Consider the following 15,234-nt stretch of genomic DNA (forward strand, 5'->3'; position numbering starts at 1 on the left):
GTCGTGGGGCCGGTGAGGCCGTGCCGAGGATGGGAGGGTGGACACCATGGTTGACTACCGGGTGGATGAGGACGGCGCCAACGGCGTCATAGCGGCGACCCGCACACATGCCGGCGAGTTCGAAGCGCTCATCACCGATCTGCGCACCGCCGTGGAGGGCACCGCGGCAGAGTGCCAGAGCACGCTGATCGCCGGTGCCCTCCAGGAGGTCCACGACGGCTACCTCGCGCCCGTGGCGACGATGGCCCACTGGCGCAGCACCAACATCGTCAACGAGGGCCAGAAGATGGTGAACGCCTTCATCGACGGCAACGAGCAGATGGCGGCGGACGCCCGGAGCGAGATCTCGGACGTCCCCTCGAGCTGGGAGGACGCCCAGTGAGTGTCGACCTCGGCGGCCTGCCCGCCTTCCCCGACACGGGAGCACTGCGGGCGGCCGCCCAGGGGATCAGGGATGCGGGGAAGGCGATCTCCGACCGGGCGGACGAGGTCAAGGCCAGTTGGGGCGACATCCAGGCCAACGGGTACATCACGTCGGACACCCTGGACATGGGCACTGTCTATGCTGCCGCCGACCCCGTCGTCGACTACGGCGATGCCGGCAGGTCCGGGACGCGGGCGGTCTACCTGGCCATCGATGCCTACTGCGATGCGATGGACGGGCTGAAGGACGCCTATGACAGTGCGGTCGCGGGGGCCTTGGCCTGCTACGCCGACGTGGCCGACGAGCAGGAGGCCCAAAGCGCGGTCAACGCCGTCGCGCAGCAGATGGCCGAGCTGGAGGAGCAGTGCGCTCACAACATCAGGGCCGTCAACCCGGACACCCCGTACACCCCCGGGCAGTTCGCGGGCCCGGAGGCCGGCGCCACCAGCGCCCTGGTCCAGGAGGCCCTCGAGGGGCACCGGGTCCACAGGTTCACCTTCGACGTCGTGGACACCATCACCGTCACGTCGGTGCGGTACACCGACCTCCAGATCGAGTTCGCGGACGGCAGCAGGCTCCGGTACACGGAACTCGACCTGACCCAGACGAGGGTCGAGACGCGTACCCCGGTCGTCATCGCGGCCGACCTGCCCAACCCGCCCGGATGGGCGAAGTGGGGCGGCCGCTTCCTGGAGGGGGCGGACGTCGTCCTGTCGGCATGGGGCAACTACTCCGAGGAATGGAACCAGGACCTCGTCGAGAACCCGGGGATGACCACGGCAGAGCAGACCGGCAGCGCGGTCAAGTCGGCCACGCTCGGTGCCGGTGGCTCCTTCCTGGGCTCCGCGGGTGGCGCCTGGGGCGGCGCGGCCGCCGGTGCGGCCGTGGGCACCATGGTCGGTGGCCCGGTGGGGACCGTGGTCGGCGGCATCATCGGGGGCGTGGCCGGTGGTATCGCAGGTGGCTGGGGTGGAGAGATCCTGGGCAATACCATTGACAACTGGACGGACGGCGAGGGCTTCGCCGATGGCGTGAAGAACGCCTGGAACAACTTCTGGGGAGGCTGAGTTGTCGGACAACCAGATGATCGCGATCGCCATCACGGGGATCTTCTGCCTGGCGGCACTGTGGTCCGGTGTCATGAGCGCGCGAGCCTATCGGGGGAGCTGGCGCGGGTGGATGGCCATCCACCCCCCGCTCACCCTCTGGGGGCCGCACTGGGGGCTGCTGACCCTGGCGGTCTACTCCGTCACCTCGCTCATCGGCGGGATCCTGCTGGGCCTCGCGCAGGCCGGGGGCTCGTCCTGGATGCAGGTGGCATCCATCGCGGTGCTCATCACGGGCATCGTCGTCGGGATGATCGTCAGCCACGTCCTGCCTGATCGCTGGCGACCGGAGTGGTATCGACACCAGGCTGTGGGCTCCTCGGTGGGGAGGCGCTGATGGCGGCCGAGTCCGCCCTCGCACTGGAGCAGTGGGGCGTCCGGTGGAGCGTGCCGGCCGACTGGACCGACGTGACGGCCGACGTCGCGATGCCGGGGGTGTCCCGGGTCCTGCGCGGGCCGTCCCGCGAGGGACTCCTCGCGCCCTCGGCCGTGCTGACGGTCCACGACTTTCCGGGGACCATGACCCAGCTGTCCACGGTGAACATCGCGACGTGGTCGGTCCTGTACCCGGACCTCCACGTGCTGTCGGTGGACGAGTTCAGGGGCGGGCGGCGCGTGGAGGCCACGGCCACGCAGGGCGGGATGCACCTGCACTTCACCCACGCCTGCACCGTGGTCGAGGGATACAGCATCGGGCTGACGGTGACGGTCGCCGAGGCGGACGTGCCCGCGCTGGACCGCACCGTCGGTGACATCCTGTCCTCCGTGGAGTACCCCGAGCACGCCGTGGCGCTCGATGCACCCGCTTACGCCTGGGTCCCGGACCGGGCGCCGACGCCCGCCGCCGGCTTCACGGACTCCGGCGGGCAACCCGTGGAACGCCTCGACGACCTCAACCGCCGGCAGTCCTGGGTCTCGGAGGGCCCCGTCCTCGACCGGGACCAGGTGGAACTGCTGCGTCGCCTGATGGACTCCGGCCGGGGCCTGGGCCGCCTCGAGCGCGGCACCTATGCCCGCCAGCTGCAGGCACTCCAGGACGCGCACCTGTGCGATGAGCGCGGCAGGGTGACCCCGGCCGGCTCCACCGTGGTCGCGCCCCTGCGGGACGCCGAGGCCAGCGTGCGCGTGATCACACGGCGGGGATCCCGGACGAGCATCCTGCAGGCGTGGCGTGGAGACCGCGGGGGGACGACCGTCCTGGCGGGCCCGGATGCGGCCGCCCAATGGGCCACGGGCCCGGAACAGCCCCTCGCCGACCGCCAGACGCTGGACATGGTCCAGTCGGGCACGGAGGCAGCGGTGATCGCCGCCTGGGTCGGCGCCGGCCCCACCTGGCCCGTCCTGGACCGGGACGTGACCGTGATGTCCTCGGTCATGACCCGGCTGGCGGAGGGTTCCCCCGTCGAGGCGGACGACCTGCCCGAGTCCCTCCGGGGACGGGACCTGCTGGTGTGGAGCCTGCAGGCCGGACCGGACAAGGCACCGCTGCTCTTCCTGAACATCGACGGCGTGTCACACGCCGAGGTGGTCAGGGAGGTCGACCGGGCCGTCGTGGTCCCCATCAGCAGCCGCAACCTCTACCGCAGGATCAGGATGCTCCTGGAGCCGGGACTGGGCACGCGGCAGCGGTAGGCCGGTGCATTCCGGAGCGCCTCACGCCGGTGGGCCGGACGTGGAACTCCCGGCGGCCAGGTCGCGGGCGAAGTCCTCGTGGCCGGGGAAGTCGATGATCCGGCGCGGCTTCCGGCTGGCGACCGTCGGCTGGACGGGGGCGAGGGTGCCGCCGATGACCAGCGCGGAGTCGAGGTCGGGGGCCCCGGCGAGGGCGCGGAACTGGGCCCAGGTGGGCGGCATCAGCTGGTGGACGCCGGCGCGGAAGTCCTGCAGGGCCGTCGTCGCGGTGGTCCACCGACTGTCCGCGCCCTCGAAGGACAGGGTGCCCGGTTCCTGCCCGTGGGGCAGGGCGGCCAGGAAGAAGTAGGTGTCGTAGCGCCGGGGTTCGCCCTCCGGGGTGACCCAGCGGGACAGTGCACGCAGTCCACCGGCGTCCGGCTGGAGGCCGTGCTCGGCCAGCAGGGTGGCGAAGTCGAGCTCGTGGTCCTCCACCCGTCGGCGGGCATCGTCCGGGAGCCCGGCCAGGGTGCCGCCGTCCACCGGGCGCCCGTCCCGGTGCCGGGCCAGCAGCACCCCCGTCTCCTCGAAGGTCTCGCGCACGACGCCGGCCAGCACCATCCCCGCGGTGTCCGGTTCCAGTCGCAGCCGGTGGCCCCAGTCGACCAGGTCGGTGCCGGCCCAGAAGTCCGCCGGCAGCTCGTCGGCGGCGTCGATGCGCCCGCCGGGGAAGGCGGAGACCCCCGCGCTGAAGGCCAGGGCGGTGTGCCGGGTGATGGTGAAGACCTCCGGGGCCGGGGAGCCCGTACCGGGCCTCAGGAGCAGGACCGTGGCCGCCCGGGGGATTCCCGGGGTCGTCGGTGCATCGGAGCGGTGCTGGGCGGAGGAGGGCATGGGCTCAGGGTAGGCGGTCAACCGGTCAGGGCCCGCCAGGCCATCGATGCCAGGACGTCTATGACGTCGGATCCCTCCGACCCGTCCGACCTGTCCGTCCCGTCGGGGGCGTCTGACCCGCCCGCCCCGTCGGCGTCGGGTGCGCCGGGTGCGCCGTCCGGGCGGTGGGCCGCGGGTGTGCGTGCCGGTCCCCCGGCGCTGTGCGGGGTCGAGTTGAGCAGGCCGAAGGTGGCCATCAGGCGGATCTGGCGCTCGCCGTCGTCGAGGTCCGGGCGCAGCCCGGCCAGGGGCCCGTCCCAGGACTGGACGTACTCGCGCTGCAGGCGGCGCACACGCCGGTTGTCCTCGGGTGCCAGGGCCGGCAGCTCGCGGTCCTGCAGACGGATGACGTCCGGATCCGAGGTGGCGAAGTCCAGGTGGAACCGGATGAGCCGCTCGAGGGTCTCGCCGGGCTCGCGCTCGCTGTCGAGGATCTCCCGCCCACCGGCCAGCAACCGTTCGGAGACGTCCACGAGGATCTCGGCCAGCAGGGCGTCCTTGCTGGAGAAGTGCTTGTACAGGGCCGGTCCGCTCATGCCGACGGCCTCACCGAGCTCCCCGGTGGACACGGCTGCGAAGCCGCGCTCGGCGAACAGGTGGGCGGCCGAGCGGATCAGCGCGGCCCGCCGGTTCGCCTTCTGGGTGGCCCTCCAGGTTGCGGTCATGATGTCCTCCCCGTCGACTGGTCTGGATCAATGATAGACAATTTCAGTTAGAGACCAGTAACCTGAATTCCGGGCCGCGCTCGTGACCGACGAGGCGTGGCCCACACGAGAAGTCCGACAACGTTCTCCCGAAGGGCGGCTCCTGCTGATGTCGACCACGTACCCCGACCTGATCGCCGAGCTGAGACAGCGGCGTGCCGACGCCGCGCTCGGTGGTCCCCAGGCCTCGCGCGAGCGGCACCTGGCCCGCGGCAAGATGCTCGCGCGGGACCGCATCGACGCCCTGCTGGATGAGGGCAGCCCCTTCCTGGAGGTGGCCCCGCTGGCCGGGTTCGAGCTCTACGGCGGCGACGCCCCGTCCGGGGGAGTGGTGGCCGGGATCGGACTGGTCCACGGCCGTCACGTCATGGTGGTCGCCAACGACGCCACCGTCAAGGGCGGGACGTACTACCCGATCACGGTGAAGAAGCACCTGCGGGCCCAGGAGATCGCCGCGGAGAACCGGTTGCCCTGCATCTACCTGGTGGACTCCGGCGGCGCGTTCCTGCCGATGCAGGACGAGGTCTTCCCGGACCGGGACCACTTCGGCCGCATCTTCTACAACCAGGCCCGGATGTCCCGGGACGGCATCCCGCAGATCGCCGCGGTCATGGGCTCCTCGACCGCCGGCGGCGCCTACGTTCCGGCGATGAGCGACGAGACCGTGATCGTGCGCAACCAGGGCACCATCTTCCTCGGCGGTCCCCCGCTGGTGAAGGCCGCCACGGGAGAGGTCGTCACCGCCGAGGACCTCGGAGGCGGTGAGGTGCACTCGAAGGTCTCCGGCGTGACCGACCACCTGGCCGAGAACGACGAGCACGCGGTGCAGATCGTGCGGGACATCGTGGCCACCCTGCCCGACAGCCCGGCCCTGCCCTACGAACCGGCCGCGGTGACCGGGCCGGAGAAGTCCCCGGAGACCCTCACCGACGTGGTCCCCGTGGAGCTGACCACGCCCTATGACGCGCGGGAGATCATCGCCCGGACCATCGACGCCGGCAGCTTCCACGAGTTCAAGCGCGAGTACGGGACCACCCTGGTCACCGGCTTCGCCCGCGTCCACGGGCACCGGGTGGGCATCCTGGCCAACAACGGCGTCCTGTTCGGCGAGTCCGCCCTCAAGGGGGCCCACTTCATCGAGTTGTGCGACCAGCGGAAGATCCCGCTGCTGTTCCTGCAGAACATCACCGGGTTCATGGTGGGGCGGGAGTACGAGTCCGGCGGCATCGCCAAGCACGGCGCCAAGATGGTCAACGCTGTGGCCACCACCTCCGTGCCCAAGCTGACCGTCGTGGTCGGCGGGTCGTTCGGCGCCGGCACCTACTCGATGTGCGGCCGGGCGTACTCCCCGCGCTTCCTGTGGCTCTGGCCGGGGGCGCGGGTGTCCGTGATGGGCGGGCCCCAGGCCGCCTCCGTGCTCTCCACCGTCCGCCGCGACCAGATCGAGGCCGGCGGCGGCACCTGGAGCGCCGAGGAGCAGGCCGAGTTCGAACGGCCCACGCGTGAGCAGTACGAACACCAGGGCAGCCCCTACTACTCCACCGCACGGCTCTGGGACGACGGGATCATCGAGCCCGCCCAGACCCGGGACGTCGTCGGCCTCGCGCTCGACGTGGTCATGCGGTCCCCCGATCCGTCAACCCCGGCGCCGGGCTACGGCGTCTTCAGGATGTGAGCCGCATGTTCTCGAAAGTGCTGATCGCCAACCGCGGCGAGATCGCCTGCCGCATCATCCGCACCCTCCGGTCCCTGGGCATCCGGTCGGTGGCGGTGTACTCCGACGCCGACGCCGGCGCGCGCCACGTGCAGCTGGCCGACAGCGCCGTGCGCCTCGGTCCGCCACCGGCCGCCCAGAGCTACCTGGACATCGGGGCCGTGATCGAGGCCGCCCGGTCCACCGGCGCCGAGGCCATCCATCCCGGGTACGGCTTCCTCGCCGAGAACGCCACGTTCGCGCAGGCCTGTGAGGACGCCGGCCTGGTCTTCATCGGCCCGAGGGCGGGGTCCATCCAGGTCATGGGGGACAAGATCACCGCCAAGAACGCGGTCCAGCAGCGCGGCGTGCCCACTGTCCCGGGCATCGCGAAGCCGGGCATGACGAACGAGGAGCTGGCCGCCGCGGCCGGGGACGTCGGCTATCCGCTGCTCATCAAGCCCTCCGCAGGCGGAGGCGGCAAGGGCATGCACGTGGTCGAGTCGGCGGACCAGCTGGCCTCGTCCCTGGATGCCGCCCGGCGCGAGGCCGCCGCGAGCTTCGGGGACGACACCCTGTTCCTGGAGCGCTACGTCCTCACCCCGCGCCACATCGAGGTCCAGGTGCTGGCGGACGAGCACGGCAACGTCATCCACCTCGGCGAGCGCGAGTGCTCCCTGCAGCGCCGCCACCAGAAGGTCATCGAGGAGGCGCCCTCGCCGCTGCTGGACGAGGCCACGCGCGCACGCATCGGACAGGCCGCCTGCGACACAGCCCGGTCGGTGGACTACCGGGGTGCGGGCACCGTCGAGTTCATCGTCCCCGCGGACTCCCCCGACGAGTTCTTCTTCATGGAGATGAACACCCGGCTGCAGGTCGAGCACCCGGTCACCGAGGAGGTCACGGGGGTCGACCTGGTCGAACAGCAGCTGCGCATCGCCGCCGGCGAGGTCCTGGACCTGGCCCAGGAGGACATCGTCCTGACGGGCCATTCCATCGAGGCGCGCGTCTACGCCGAGGACCCGGCCGCCGGGTTCCTGCCCACCGGCGGCACCGTGGAACACGTCCGGCACCCCGCCGGGGACGGCGTGCGGGTGGACACCGCCATCGAGGACGGCCTCGTGGTCTCCGTGGACTACGACCCCATGCTGGCCAAGGTCATCACGTGGGGCCGGGACCGCGAGGAGGCCCGCCGCCGGATGGTCACGGCCCTCGAGGACACGGCCATCGTCGGCTTCACCACCAATGTCGAGTTCCTGCGCGCGCTGCTGGAATTGCCCGATGTCGTCGCCGGCCGGCTCGACACCGGGCTGATCGCCCGTGAGCTGGACGCCATCGGCTTCGCGGTGCCCACCGAACGGGACGTCCAGGAGGTCGCCCTGCTGATGGACGCGGCCCGCGGGACCGACGCCGGCCCGTGGCGCCGGCGCGACGGATGGCGGCTGGGCGCCCCGGCGCCCCGGCAGATCCGCCTGGCCGCGCCGGACGGCACGACGCACACGGTGCGGCTGGCCGGGCCCGTGGACTCCCCGGTCGTGGTCACCGACCGCGGCGAGCTGCCCGCCCAGGTGCGCCGGCACGGGCACTGGGCCACCGTGACGATCGACGGTGTCGGCCGCAGCTTCACGGCCGTCGTCGGGCCCGACGGGGTGCAGCTGAACCGCGAGGGCGCCCTGTTCGACATCCGGCGCGAGCGCACGGAGCACGGGGTCGACGCGGAGGCCAGTTCGGACCCCACCCTGGTCTCCCCGATGCCCGGCACCGTCCTGCTCACCCCCGCCGCCGACGGTGACGTGGTGGCCGAGGGGGACCCGGTGATCGTCGTCGAGGCGATGAAGATGGAACACGTCATCCGCTCGACCGTGACCGGCACGGTGCGGCTGCACGCCGGCGTCGGGGACGCCGTGAGCCGCGACCAGGTGCTGGCCGTCATCACCGTCGAGGACGGTGCCGACGGGCGCGCGGACGCGAACTGGGACGACGAGAAGGTCGAGGAGGCCTCATGACCGGCAGGCGGATCGAGCAGCGCGGGCTGTACTTCGACGAGATGGAGGAGGGGGCGGTCTACGTCCACGCCCCGGGGCGCACCGTCACCGAGGCGGACAACGTCCTGTTCACCACGCAGACCATGAACACCCAGTCCCTGCACCTGGACGCCGCCTGGTCCGCCGGCACGGAGTTCGGGGAACCGCTGGTCAACAGCATGTTCACCCTCTCCACGCTGGTGGGGCTGTCCGTCGCCCAGTTGACCCAGGGCACGATCGTGGCGAACCTGGGCTTCTCCGAGGTGACCTTCCCGGCCCCGGTGCGGCACGGGGACACGCTCTACGCCGAGACGCTGATCGCCGCCAAGCGCCGGTCGACGTCCCGGCCGCACCAGGGGATCGTGGAGTTCCACCACACCGCGCGGAACCAGGACGGGACCGTGGTGGCCGTGGCCAAGCGGTCCACGCTGATGCAGGTGTCGCCGGCGGCACTGGCCGGTGAGGGTGGTGCGGGTGGTCGGAGCGCCGGTGCCCCGGACCCGGCGGCCGGGACGGCGTCCGCGGACGGACTGGCACCGGGAGGCGCGGCATGAGCGGCGCGCACCCGGGCCCGGCGATCCTGTTCTGCCCGGCCGACCGGCCCGACCGCTATGCCAAGGCCGCTGCCGCGGCCGACGCCGTGATCATCGACCTCGAGGACGCCGTCGCCCCGGCGGACAAGGACACCGCGCGGGAGCACGTCGCGGCCTCGTCCCTGGACCCGGAGTCCACGATCGTCCGGGTCAATCCCGTCGGGACGCTCGAGCACGACCTGGACCTGGCGGCCCTCGAGGGCGGGCCGTACCGCCTGCTGATGCTGGCCAAGACGGAACACGCCGGGCAGCTCGACCACCTGCAGGAGGCCGGGTACCGGGTCATCGCGCTGTGCGAGACGGCGGCCGGCGTGGAGAACGCGGCCGAGATCGCCCGGCACCCGGCCGTGGTGTCCCTGATGTGGGGCGCCGAGGACCTGGTGGCCTCCATGGCCGGCCGTTCCAGCCGGTTCGCGGAGGGGCAGCACCGGGGCCGGTACCGGGACGTCGCCCGGTACGCCCGCTCGCGGGTGCTGATCGCCGCGAACGCCGCCGGCAAGGTGGCGGTGGACTCGGTGTTTCTCGACATCCCGGACCTGGACGGGCTGCGGGCCGAGGCCGAGGACGCCGCGGCGTCCGGATTCGCCGCCACCGCCTGCATCCATCCCTCGCAGGTGGCCGTCATCCGCGAGTCCTACGCCCCGGGTGATGAGGAACTGGAGTGGGCCCGGGCGGTGCTGGCCGAGGCCCAGCACCAGCCGGGGGTGTTCCGGTTCCGGAACCGGATGGTGGACGAGCCGGTGCTGCGCCAGGCACGGCGGATCGTGGGCTGAACCGGGGCGGTGCGGCGTGGTCAGTCCTTGACGATGACCACGACCTTGCCCACGGCCGTCCGGTCCTCGATGGAGGCCAGCGCCTCCGCCGCGCGTTCCACCGGGTAGACGTGGTCGACCACCGGGTGCAGGGAACCGGCGTCCAGCAGGTCCTGCACCCCCCGCTGGACGCGCGCGAGGGTCCCCGGGCGCTCGCCCTCCATCCCGTCCATCGCCATGCCCCTCAGCGTGAGGTTGCGCAGCAGCAGGCGGTTCGTCCTGATCTCCGGGATGGTCCCGCTCGCGAACCCGACGACGACACCGGTGCCGCCGATCCGCAGTGCCCGGACGGCGTCGAGGAACCCCTCGCCGCCGACCATGTCGACGAAGCCCTGCACGCCGTGCCCCGCGGTCAGCGAGCGGACCTCCTCGAGCCAGGGACCGGTGGAGCGGAGGACGTGCGTGGCACCGGCGGACCGGGTGATCCGTTCCTTCTCATCCGAGGACACCAGGGCGATCGTCGAGATGCCCTGGGCCCGGGCGATGTCCAGGACGGCCGTGCCGACACCCCCGGCGGCACCCGTCACGAGCACCGTTCCGCCCGGACACACCTCCGTGCCCTCGAGGGCGTACAGGGCGGTGGAGTAGTTCATCTGGACCCCGGCGGCGTGGACGAAGTCCATGCCCTCCGGGATCCGGACCAGGTAGTCCTCCAGCGCCAGCGCGCGCTCGGCCAGCCCGCCGTGCCAGACGGAGCCCGCCACCCGGTCCCCGGGGCGGAAGGCGGAGTCCGCGGGGGCCTCGAGCACGACGCCGGCCACCTCGCTGCCCGCGATGTACGGTGCCTCGAGACGGTGCTGGTACTTCCCCCGTGTCTGCAGGGGGTCGATGAAGGACAGCCCCGCGGCATGCACGTCCACCAGGATCCTGCGGCCGCCGGCCCGGTCGTGGGCCCCCGACGGCTCGGGCACGTCCCGGAGCGTCGCGACCGCCGGGCCGCTCAACTCCGGGATGACGACGGCCCTCACGACTCCGCCGCCTCCTGGCGCAGCAGGGCGTCGGTGTACTCCACGGCGGTCTGCGCGCCACCCGAGGCGACCGCGGCAGGCGAGGAGCCGCCGTCGGGGTGGACGTCGGCCTCCCGCCGGCGGAGCTCGACGCGGCGGATCTTGCCGGAGACCGTCTTGGGCAGGTCGTGGAACTCCAGGCGGCGGATGCGCTTGTAGGGCGCCAACGAGTCCCGGCAGTGCTGCAGGATCGCCCGGGCGGTCTCCTCGGTGGGTTCCCAGCCCTCGGCGAGCTGGACATAGGCCTTGGGAACGGCGAGCCGGATGGGATCCGGCGAGGGGACCACGGCGGCCTCGGCGACCGCCGGGTGCTCGATGATCGCCGACTCCAGCTCGAACGGGGACAACCGGTAGTCGGAGGCCTTGAAGACGTCGTCGTTGCGGCCGACATAGGTGATGATGCCGTCCGCGTCCCGGGAGACCAGGTCACCGGTGTGGTAGACACCGTCCCGGAACGCCTCGGCCGTGCGCTCGGGATCCCCCCAGTACCCCGTGGTCAGCCCGACCGGGCGGGGGTCCAGGCGCAGGCAGAGCTCGCCGACCTCGGCGGACTCCTCGCCCGTGTCCGGGTCGATCAGCACGACGTCGTACCCCGGCAGCGGACGGCCCATGGCCCCCGGCCGCACGGGCTGGCCCGGGGTGTTGGCCACCTGCAGGGTGGACTCGGTCTGGCCGAAGCCATCCCGGATCTGGGTGCCCCAGGCCTTCTCCACCTGGGCGATAACCTCGGGATTGAGGGGCTCGCCGGCCGCCACGATCTTGGTGGGCGGGTTCTCCAGCTGGGTCAGGTCGGCCTGGATCAGCATGCGCCAGACGGTGGGCGGCGCGCAGAAGCTGGTGACGCCCTCCCGGTCCATCTGGTGCATCAGGGCCTTGGCGTCGAACCGGCCGTAGTTGTAGAGGAACACGGTGGCCTCGGCGATGAAGGGGGCGAAGAAGTTGGACCAGGCGTGCTTGGCCCAGCCGGGCGAGGCCACGTTGAGGTGCACGTCGCCGGGCTCGAGGCCGATCCAGTACATCGTGGACAGGTGGCCCACCGGGTAGGACGTGTGCGTGTGCTCGACGAGCTTGGCCTTCGAGGTGGTGCCGGAGGTGAAGTACAGCAGCATCGTCTCATCGGCCCGGGTGGGCTCGTCGAGGCCGAAGGAGGTGGGCGCGGTGAACGAGTCGCGCCAGTCGTGCACGGGCCGGGCGGGGGACCCGCCGTCGGGCCGTGCACCGATCTGCACCAGCTGGAAGTCACCGGGGACCGTGTCGAACTTGGCCGCCTCCGTCCCGTTGGTGACCACCCAGGAGGCCTGACCGCGCGCGACCCGGTCGGCGAGGTCGGCCGGGCCGAGCATCACGGTGGAGGGGATCACGGGTGCGCCGATCCGGATGCAGGCCAGCATTACCTCCCACAACTCGACCTGGTTGCCCAGCATGACGATGACGTGGTCTCCACGGCGCACCCCGATCCCGCTCAGCCAGGCGGCGACCTGCGTGGACCGTTCCGCCAGGTCACGGTAGGTCCGGCGCTCGCTGGTGCCGTCCTCACCGGTGATCACGAGGGCGGGCTGACCGCCGCGATCCCCCGCGGCCACGTGGTCGATCCAGTCCGAGGCGAAGTTGAAGTGCTCGAACCTGGGCCAGGCGAAGGTCTGGTGTGCCGTGTCCGGATCGGTGCGACAGGCGAGGAGCTGGTCGCGGGACTGGCGGAAGAGCTCGGCGGGGGACTGTGCGGTCATGGGATACCTCTCGGAGCCTGACAAGCGCGAATCACCGTCAGCAGACGCGTGTTCGGGAGTCCGTCGTGGGTGGAATGTGACCCAGACTACAGTCCCTTACTCGGAAGACCTAGTATTCAGTTGGAAGTCCTAGTAAGTTGGCGCGCAGACCCACACGAGATGATTCCCGTCCGCCGACGGGCAAGGAGAGCACGCATGAGGATTGTGGTTTTGGCCAAGCAGGTTCCGGATACCTGGTCCGATCGGAAGATCGACCTGGAGTCGGGGATGCTGGACCGGGCGGCCTCGGAGCCGGTGCCGGATGAGATCAATGAGCGGGCCCTGGAGAACGCGCTGCAGTTCAAGGACGGGCACCCGGACGCGGAGATCGTGGTCCTGGTGATGGGGCCCGAGGATGCCACGAAGACGCTGCGGAAGCTGCTGTCCATGGGCGCCGATTCGGCCGTGCTGGTGACGGACGCGTCCCTGGCGGGGTCGGACATGGTGCAGACCGCCAGGGTGCTGGCCGCGGCGATCGAGAAGATCGGCGGTGTGGACCTGGTGGTGGCCGGCAACGAGGCCACCGACGGCCGGGGCGGGATGATCCCGGCCATGGTCGCCGAGGTCCTGGGACTGCCGGTGCTGCCGGGCCTGGACATGATCGAGATCGCCGCGGACCGGGTCTCCGGCACGGCGGGCGTGGACGGGGGAACGTTGCAGGTCTCGTCCTCGCTGCCTGCCGTGGTGTCGGTGACCGAGAAGACGGCCGAACCGAGGTTCCCGAACTTCAAGGGGATCATGGCCGCGAAGAAGAAGCCGCTGCAGACCTGGTCGCTGGCGGAGCTGGGCATCCAGGCCGGGCCGGAGGCCGCCTCGGTGCGGTCGGTGATGGTCTCGGCCACGGCGCGACCGCCGAAGCAGGCCGGTCCGAAGGTTGCCGACGACGGCACCGCCGCATCCCAGCTGGCCGAGTTCCTGGCCGCCCACCGGCTCATCTGAGTTCGCCGGCGAAGTCCTCCCCGAAGACCAGAACACGTGACGAGCTGAAGGAAGCACGCAGATGTCGAACGTTGGAAATGTCCCAGTCCTGATCGAGACCACCAGTGAGGGCGCCCCGAAGTCCACCGCGGCGGGTCTGCTCGGGGCCGCCGCGCAGATCGGTGTCCCGGTCGCGGTGGCCGTGACCGTCCCGGGGGCGGCCGGCACGCTGGCGGCGGACCTGGGCGCACTGGGCGCGGCCCAGGTGTACCTCGCCGAGTCCGAGACGGCGGCCACCGAGCTGGGTTCCGCCCAGGTCGGCGCCCTGGCCGATGCCGTCCAGGCCTACCAGGCCCCGGTGGTGCTGCTCTCGGCCACGAACGACTCCAAGGCCGTGGCCGGCCGGCTGGCGATCGTGGCCGGCGGGTCCGTGGCCGCGGACGCCGTTGGCATCTCCTATGACGAGGAGGGCCAGGAGGTCATCGCCACGCACGCGGTGTTCGGCGGGGACTTCACCACCGAGTCCACCGTGGAGGGCGGGTTGATGATCGCCACCATCCGTCCCGGGTCGATCGAGGCCCGGGCCGAGGCCGTGGCGGCCCCCGAGGTCAGGACCGCGGCCGTCTCGACGACCACTGCCCGGGGCGCGAGCATCGACTCCGTGGACGAGGCCCCGGCCTCCACCGGTCGCCCGGCGCTGCGCGGGGCTAAGACCGTGGTCTCCGGTGGCCGCGGGGTCGGGTCCAAGGAGGCCTTCAGCGTGGTCGAGGACCTCGCCGACGCCCTCGGCGCCGCCGTGGGCGCCTCCCGCGCGGCCGTGGATGCCGGGTACGTGCCGCAGTCCTACCAGGTCGGCCAGACCGGGGTGACGGTGACCCCGGAGCTGTACGTGGCCCTGGGCATCTCCGGTGCCATCCAGCACCGCGCCGGGATGCAGACGGCCAAGACCATCGTGGCGATCAACAAGGACGAGGACGCCCCGATCTTCGAGGTCGCCGACTTCGGCGTCGTCGGTGACGTCTTCAAGGTCGTCCCCCAGCTGATCGAGGAGATCAACAACCGCCGCAACTGACGCCTGGCGCGTCCTGCGCCCCGGGGTGCGGGACGCGTACCCGGGACGGAGCCCCACCCCCCCCACGCCGTGACCATCCCCGCGAAGGACTGAGACGCCTCATGAGTACCGAGCAGAACCCGGGACCGCGCACGGTCCGGCGCCGCATGGCCGGTTACACCCCGCCGGCGCCGCGATCCGGGGAGCCGGACACCGCCCCCGACGTGTCGATGACGGCCGCCACCCCGTCCCCGCCACCCGCGGCAGGGGCGACAGGGGTGACGCCGGCTCGCCAGGAACCGGCCGCACGGTCCGGAGGGGACCCTGTAGTGGAGGCCGCGACACCTCCCGAGGGTGAGCCCCAGGCGCAGCCTGCCACGGCGACGGCCGCGGGCCCCACCCGCAAGCGCCGCATGGGCAGTACGCCCGCTCCTCCGCCCTCTGCCGTGCAGGCCCCGGCGCCCGCGTCTGAGGCCCGCGTGAGTGCTTCCGACACCCCGGTTGCCGAGACCTCCTCCCCGCACGACGGATCCCTCTCCATCGGGGGTGGCCACGGGACCGGTGAACTCGCGCCTGCTCCGGCGCGCAGGCG

14 protein-coding genes are annotated in these 15,234 nt (G+C 71.9%); 10 read left to right on the plus strand and 4 right to left on the minus strand.

The genetic code is table 11. The annotated features are described in order from the left end of the window. The first annotated feature begins 46 nt into the window (after positions 1 to 46). The 4 genes from Q0283_RS03220 to Q0283_RS03235 are packed head-to-tail and all read left to right on the plus strand — an operon-like array spanning position 47 to position 3,162. Positions 47 to 382 (plus strand): DUF6507 family protein, encoded by a 336-nt coding sequence (locus Q0283_RS03220; protein WP_255459786.1) that lies wholly within the window; start codon positions 47 to 49, stop codon positions 380 to 382. After that, positions 379 to 1,491, plus strand: a complete 1,113-nt coding sequence (locus Q0283_RS03225; RefSeq protein ID WP_183530059.1) for a hypothetical protein — start codon at positions 379 to 381, stop codon at positions 1,489 to 1,491. Before Q0283_RS03220 ends, Q0283_RS03225 begins: the two co-directional genes overlap by 4 nt. A gap of 1 nt (position 1,492) precedes the next feature. Next, positions 1,493 to 1,867 carry a hypothetical protein gene (locus Q0283_RS03230; RefSeq protein WP_183529932.1) on the plus strand — a complete coding sequence of 125 codons (375 nt, stop codon included), beginning with the start codon at positions 1,493 to 1,495 and terminating at the stop codon, positions 1,865 to 1,867. Next, the gene (locus tag Q0283_RS03235; protein ID WP_298042876.1) at positions 1,867 to 3,162 is read left to right on the plus strand and encodes a hypothetical protein; all 1,296 of its coding nucleotides are present in this window, start codon (positions 1,867 to 1,869) and stop codon (positions 3,160 to 3,162) included. The genes Q0283_RS03230 and Q0283_RS03235 overlap by 1 nt, the downstream gene beginning before the upstream one ends. 21 nt (positions 3,163 to 3,183) lie before the next feature. Here the strand turns inward: Q0283_RS03235 and Q0283_RS03240 are convergent, their stop codons facing one another. Beyond that, positions 3,184 to 4,035, minus strand: coding sequence for an NUDIX hydrolase (locus Q0283_RS03240; protein WP_298042879.1), 852 nt, complete (start codon positions 4,033 to 4,035; stop codon positions 3,184 to 3,186). Between the two features lie 17 nt (positions 4,036 to 4,052). Further along, entirely contained in the window at positions 4,053 to 4,739 is a 687-nt protein-coding gene (locus tag Q0283_RS03245) for a TetR/AcrR family transcriptional regulator (RefSeq protein WP_183529926.1), read from the minus strand. A 148-nt stretch (positions 4,740 to 4,887) separates the two neighbouring features. Here Q0283_RS03245 and Q0283_RS03250 point away from each other — a divergent pair, with 148 nt between their 5' ends. Genes Q0283_RS03250 through Q0283_RS03265 form a run of 4 tightly spaced genes read left to right on the plus strand, consistent with a single transcriptional unit; the run spans position 4,888 to position 9,861 of the window. Next, complete coding sequence (locus Q0283_RS03250) at positions 4,888 to 6,453, plus strand: carboxyl transferase domain-containing protein (RefSeq protein WP_183529924.1); 1,566 nt, start codon at positions 4,888 to 4,890, stop codon at positions 6,451 to 6,453. A 5-nt stretch (positions 6,454 to 6,458) separates the two neighbouring features. Then, complete coding sequence (locus Q0283_RS03255) at positions 6,459 to 8,477, plus strand: acetyl/propionyl/methylcrotonyl-CoA carboxylase subunit alpha (RefSeq protein WP_183529922.1); 2,019 nt, start codon at positions 6,459 to 6,461, stop codon at positions 8,475 to 8,477. Further along, on the plus strand, positions 8,474 to 9,049 hold the full coding sequence (locus Q0283_RS03260) for a MaoC family dehydratase (protein ID WP_183529920.1): 576 nt from the start codon (positions 8,474 to 8,476) through the stop codon (positions 9,047 to 9,049). The genes Q0283_RS03255 and Q0283_RS03260 overlap by 4 nt, the downstream gene beginning before the upstream one ends. Beyond that, entirely contained in the window at positions 9,046 to 9,861 is an 816-nt protein-coding gene (locus tag Q0283_RS03265) for a CoA ester lyase (protein WP_183529918.1), read from the plus strand. Before Q0283_RS03260 ends, Q0283_RS03265 begins: the two co-directional genes overlap by 4 nt. Positions 9,862 to 9,881: 20 nt before the next feature. Here the strand turns inward: Q0283_RS03265 and Q0283_RS03270 are convergent, their stop codons facing one another. Both Q0283_RS03270 and Q0283_RS03275 read right to left on the minus strand, forming a co-directional pair. Further along, on the minus strand, positions 9,882 to 10,868 hold the full coding sequence (locus Q0283_RS03270; RefSeq protein WP_183529916.1) for an NADPH:quinone oxidoreductase family protein: 987 nt from the start codon (positions 10,866 to 10,868) through the stop codon (positions 9,882 to 9,884). After that, positions 10,865 to 12,634, minus strand: coding sequence for an AMP-binding protein (locus Q0283_RS03275; protein WP_298042887.1), 1,770 nt, complete (start codon positions 12,632 to 12,634; stop codon positions 10,865 to 10,867). The genes Q0283_RS03270 and Q0283_RS03275 overlap by 4 nt, the downstream gene beginning before the upstream one ends. Positions 12,635 to 12,829: 195 nt before the next feature. Between Q0283_RS03275 and Q0283_RS03280 the strand changes: the two genes are divergently transcribed. Together Q0283_RS03280 and Q0283_RS03285 are read left to right on the plus strand one after the other, a co-directional pair. Beyond that, positions 12,830 to 13,612 carry an electron transfer flavoprotein subunit beta/FixA family protein gene (locus Q0283_RS03280; protein ID WP_183529912.1) on the plus strand — a complete coding sequence of 261 codons (783 nt, stop codon included), beginning with the start codon at positions 12,830 to 12,832 and terminating at the stop codon, positions 13,610 to 13,612. 61 nt (positions 13,613 to 13,673) lie between these two features. Continuing rightward, the gene (locus Q0283_RS03285; RefSeq protein ID WP_183529910.1) at positions 13,674 to 14,663 is read left to right on the plus strand and encodes an electron transfer flavoprotein subunit alpha/FixB family protein; all 990 of its coding nucleotides are present in this window, start codon (positions 13,674 to 13,676) and stop codon (positions 14,661 to 14,663) included. Positions 14,664 to 15,234 lie beyond the last annotated feature (571 nt).

This window comes from uncultured Citricoccus sp. (genome assembly GCF_937871995.1).
Lineage (GTDB): Bacteria > Actinomycetota > Actinomycetes > Actinomycetales > Micrococcaceae > Citricoccus.

Coding starts and splice junctions, on each gene's coding strand:
- Q0283_RS03245 (WP_183529926.1), bottom strand. CDS start 4,739: ATGACCGCAACCTGGAGGGCCACCCAGAAGGCGAACCGGCGGGCCGCG.
- Q0283_RS03285 (WP_183529910.1), top strand. CDS start 13,674: ATGTCGAACGTTGGAAATGTCCCAGTCCTGATCGAGACCACCAGTGAG.
- Q0283_RS03265 (WP_183529918.1), top strand. CDS start 9,046: ATGAGCGGCGCGCACCCGGGCCCGGCGATCCTGTTCTGCCCGGCCGAC.
- Q0283_RS03280 (WP_183529912.1), top strand. CDS start 12,830: ATGAGGATTGTGGTTTTGGCCAAGCAGGTTCCGGATACCTGGTCCGAT.
- Q0283_RS03250 (WP_183529924.1), top strand. CDS start 4,888: ATGTCGACCACGTACCCCGACCTGATCGCCGAGCTGAGACAGCGGCGT.
- Q0283_RS03240 (WP_298042879.1), bottom strand. CDS start 4,035: ATGCCCTCCTCCGCCCAGCACCGCTCCGATGCACCGACGACCCCGGGA.
- Q0283_RS03235 (WP_298042876.1), top strand. CDS start 1,867: ATGGCGGCCGAGTCCGCCCTCGCACTGGAGCAGTGGGGCGTCCGGTGG.
- Q0283_RS03260 (WP_183529920.1), top strand. CDS start 8,474: ATGACCGGCAGGCGGATCGAGCAGCGCGGGCTGTACTTCGACGAGATG.
- Q0283_RS03220 (WP_255459786.1), top strand. CDS start 47: ATGGTTGACTACCGGGTGGATGAGGACGGCGCCAACGGCGTCATAGCG.
- Q0283_RS03255 (WP_183529922.1), top strand. CDS start 6,459: ATGTTCTCGAAAGTGCTGATCGCCAACCGCGGCGAGATCGCCTGCCGC.
- Q0283_RS03275 (WP_298042887.1), bottom strand. CDS start 12,634: ATGACCGCACAGTCCCCCGCCGAGCTCTTCCGCCAGTCCCGCGACCAG.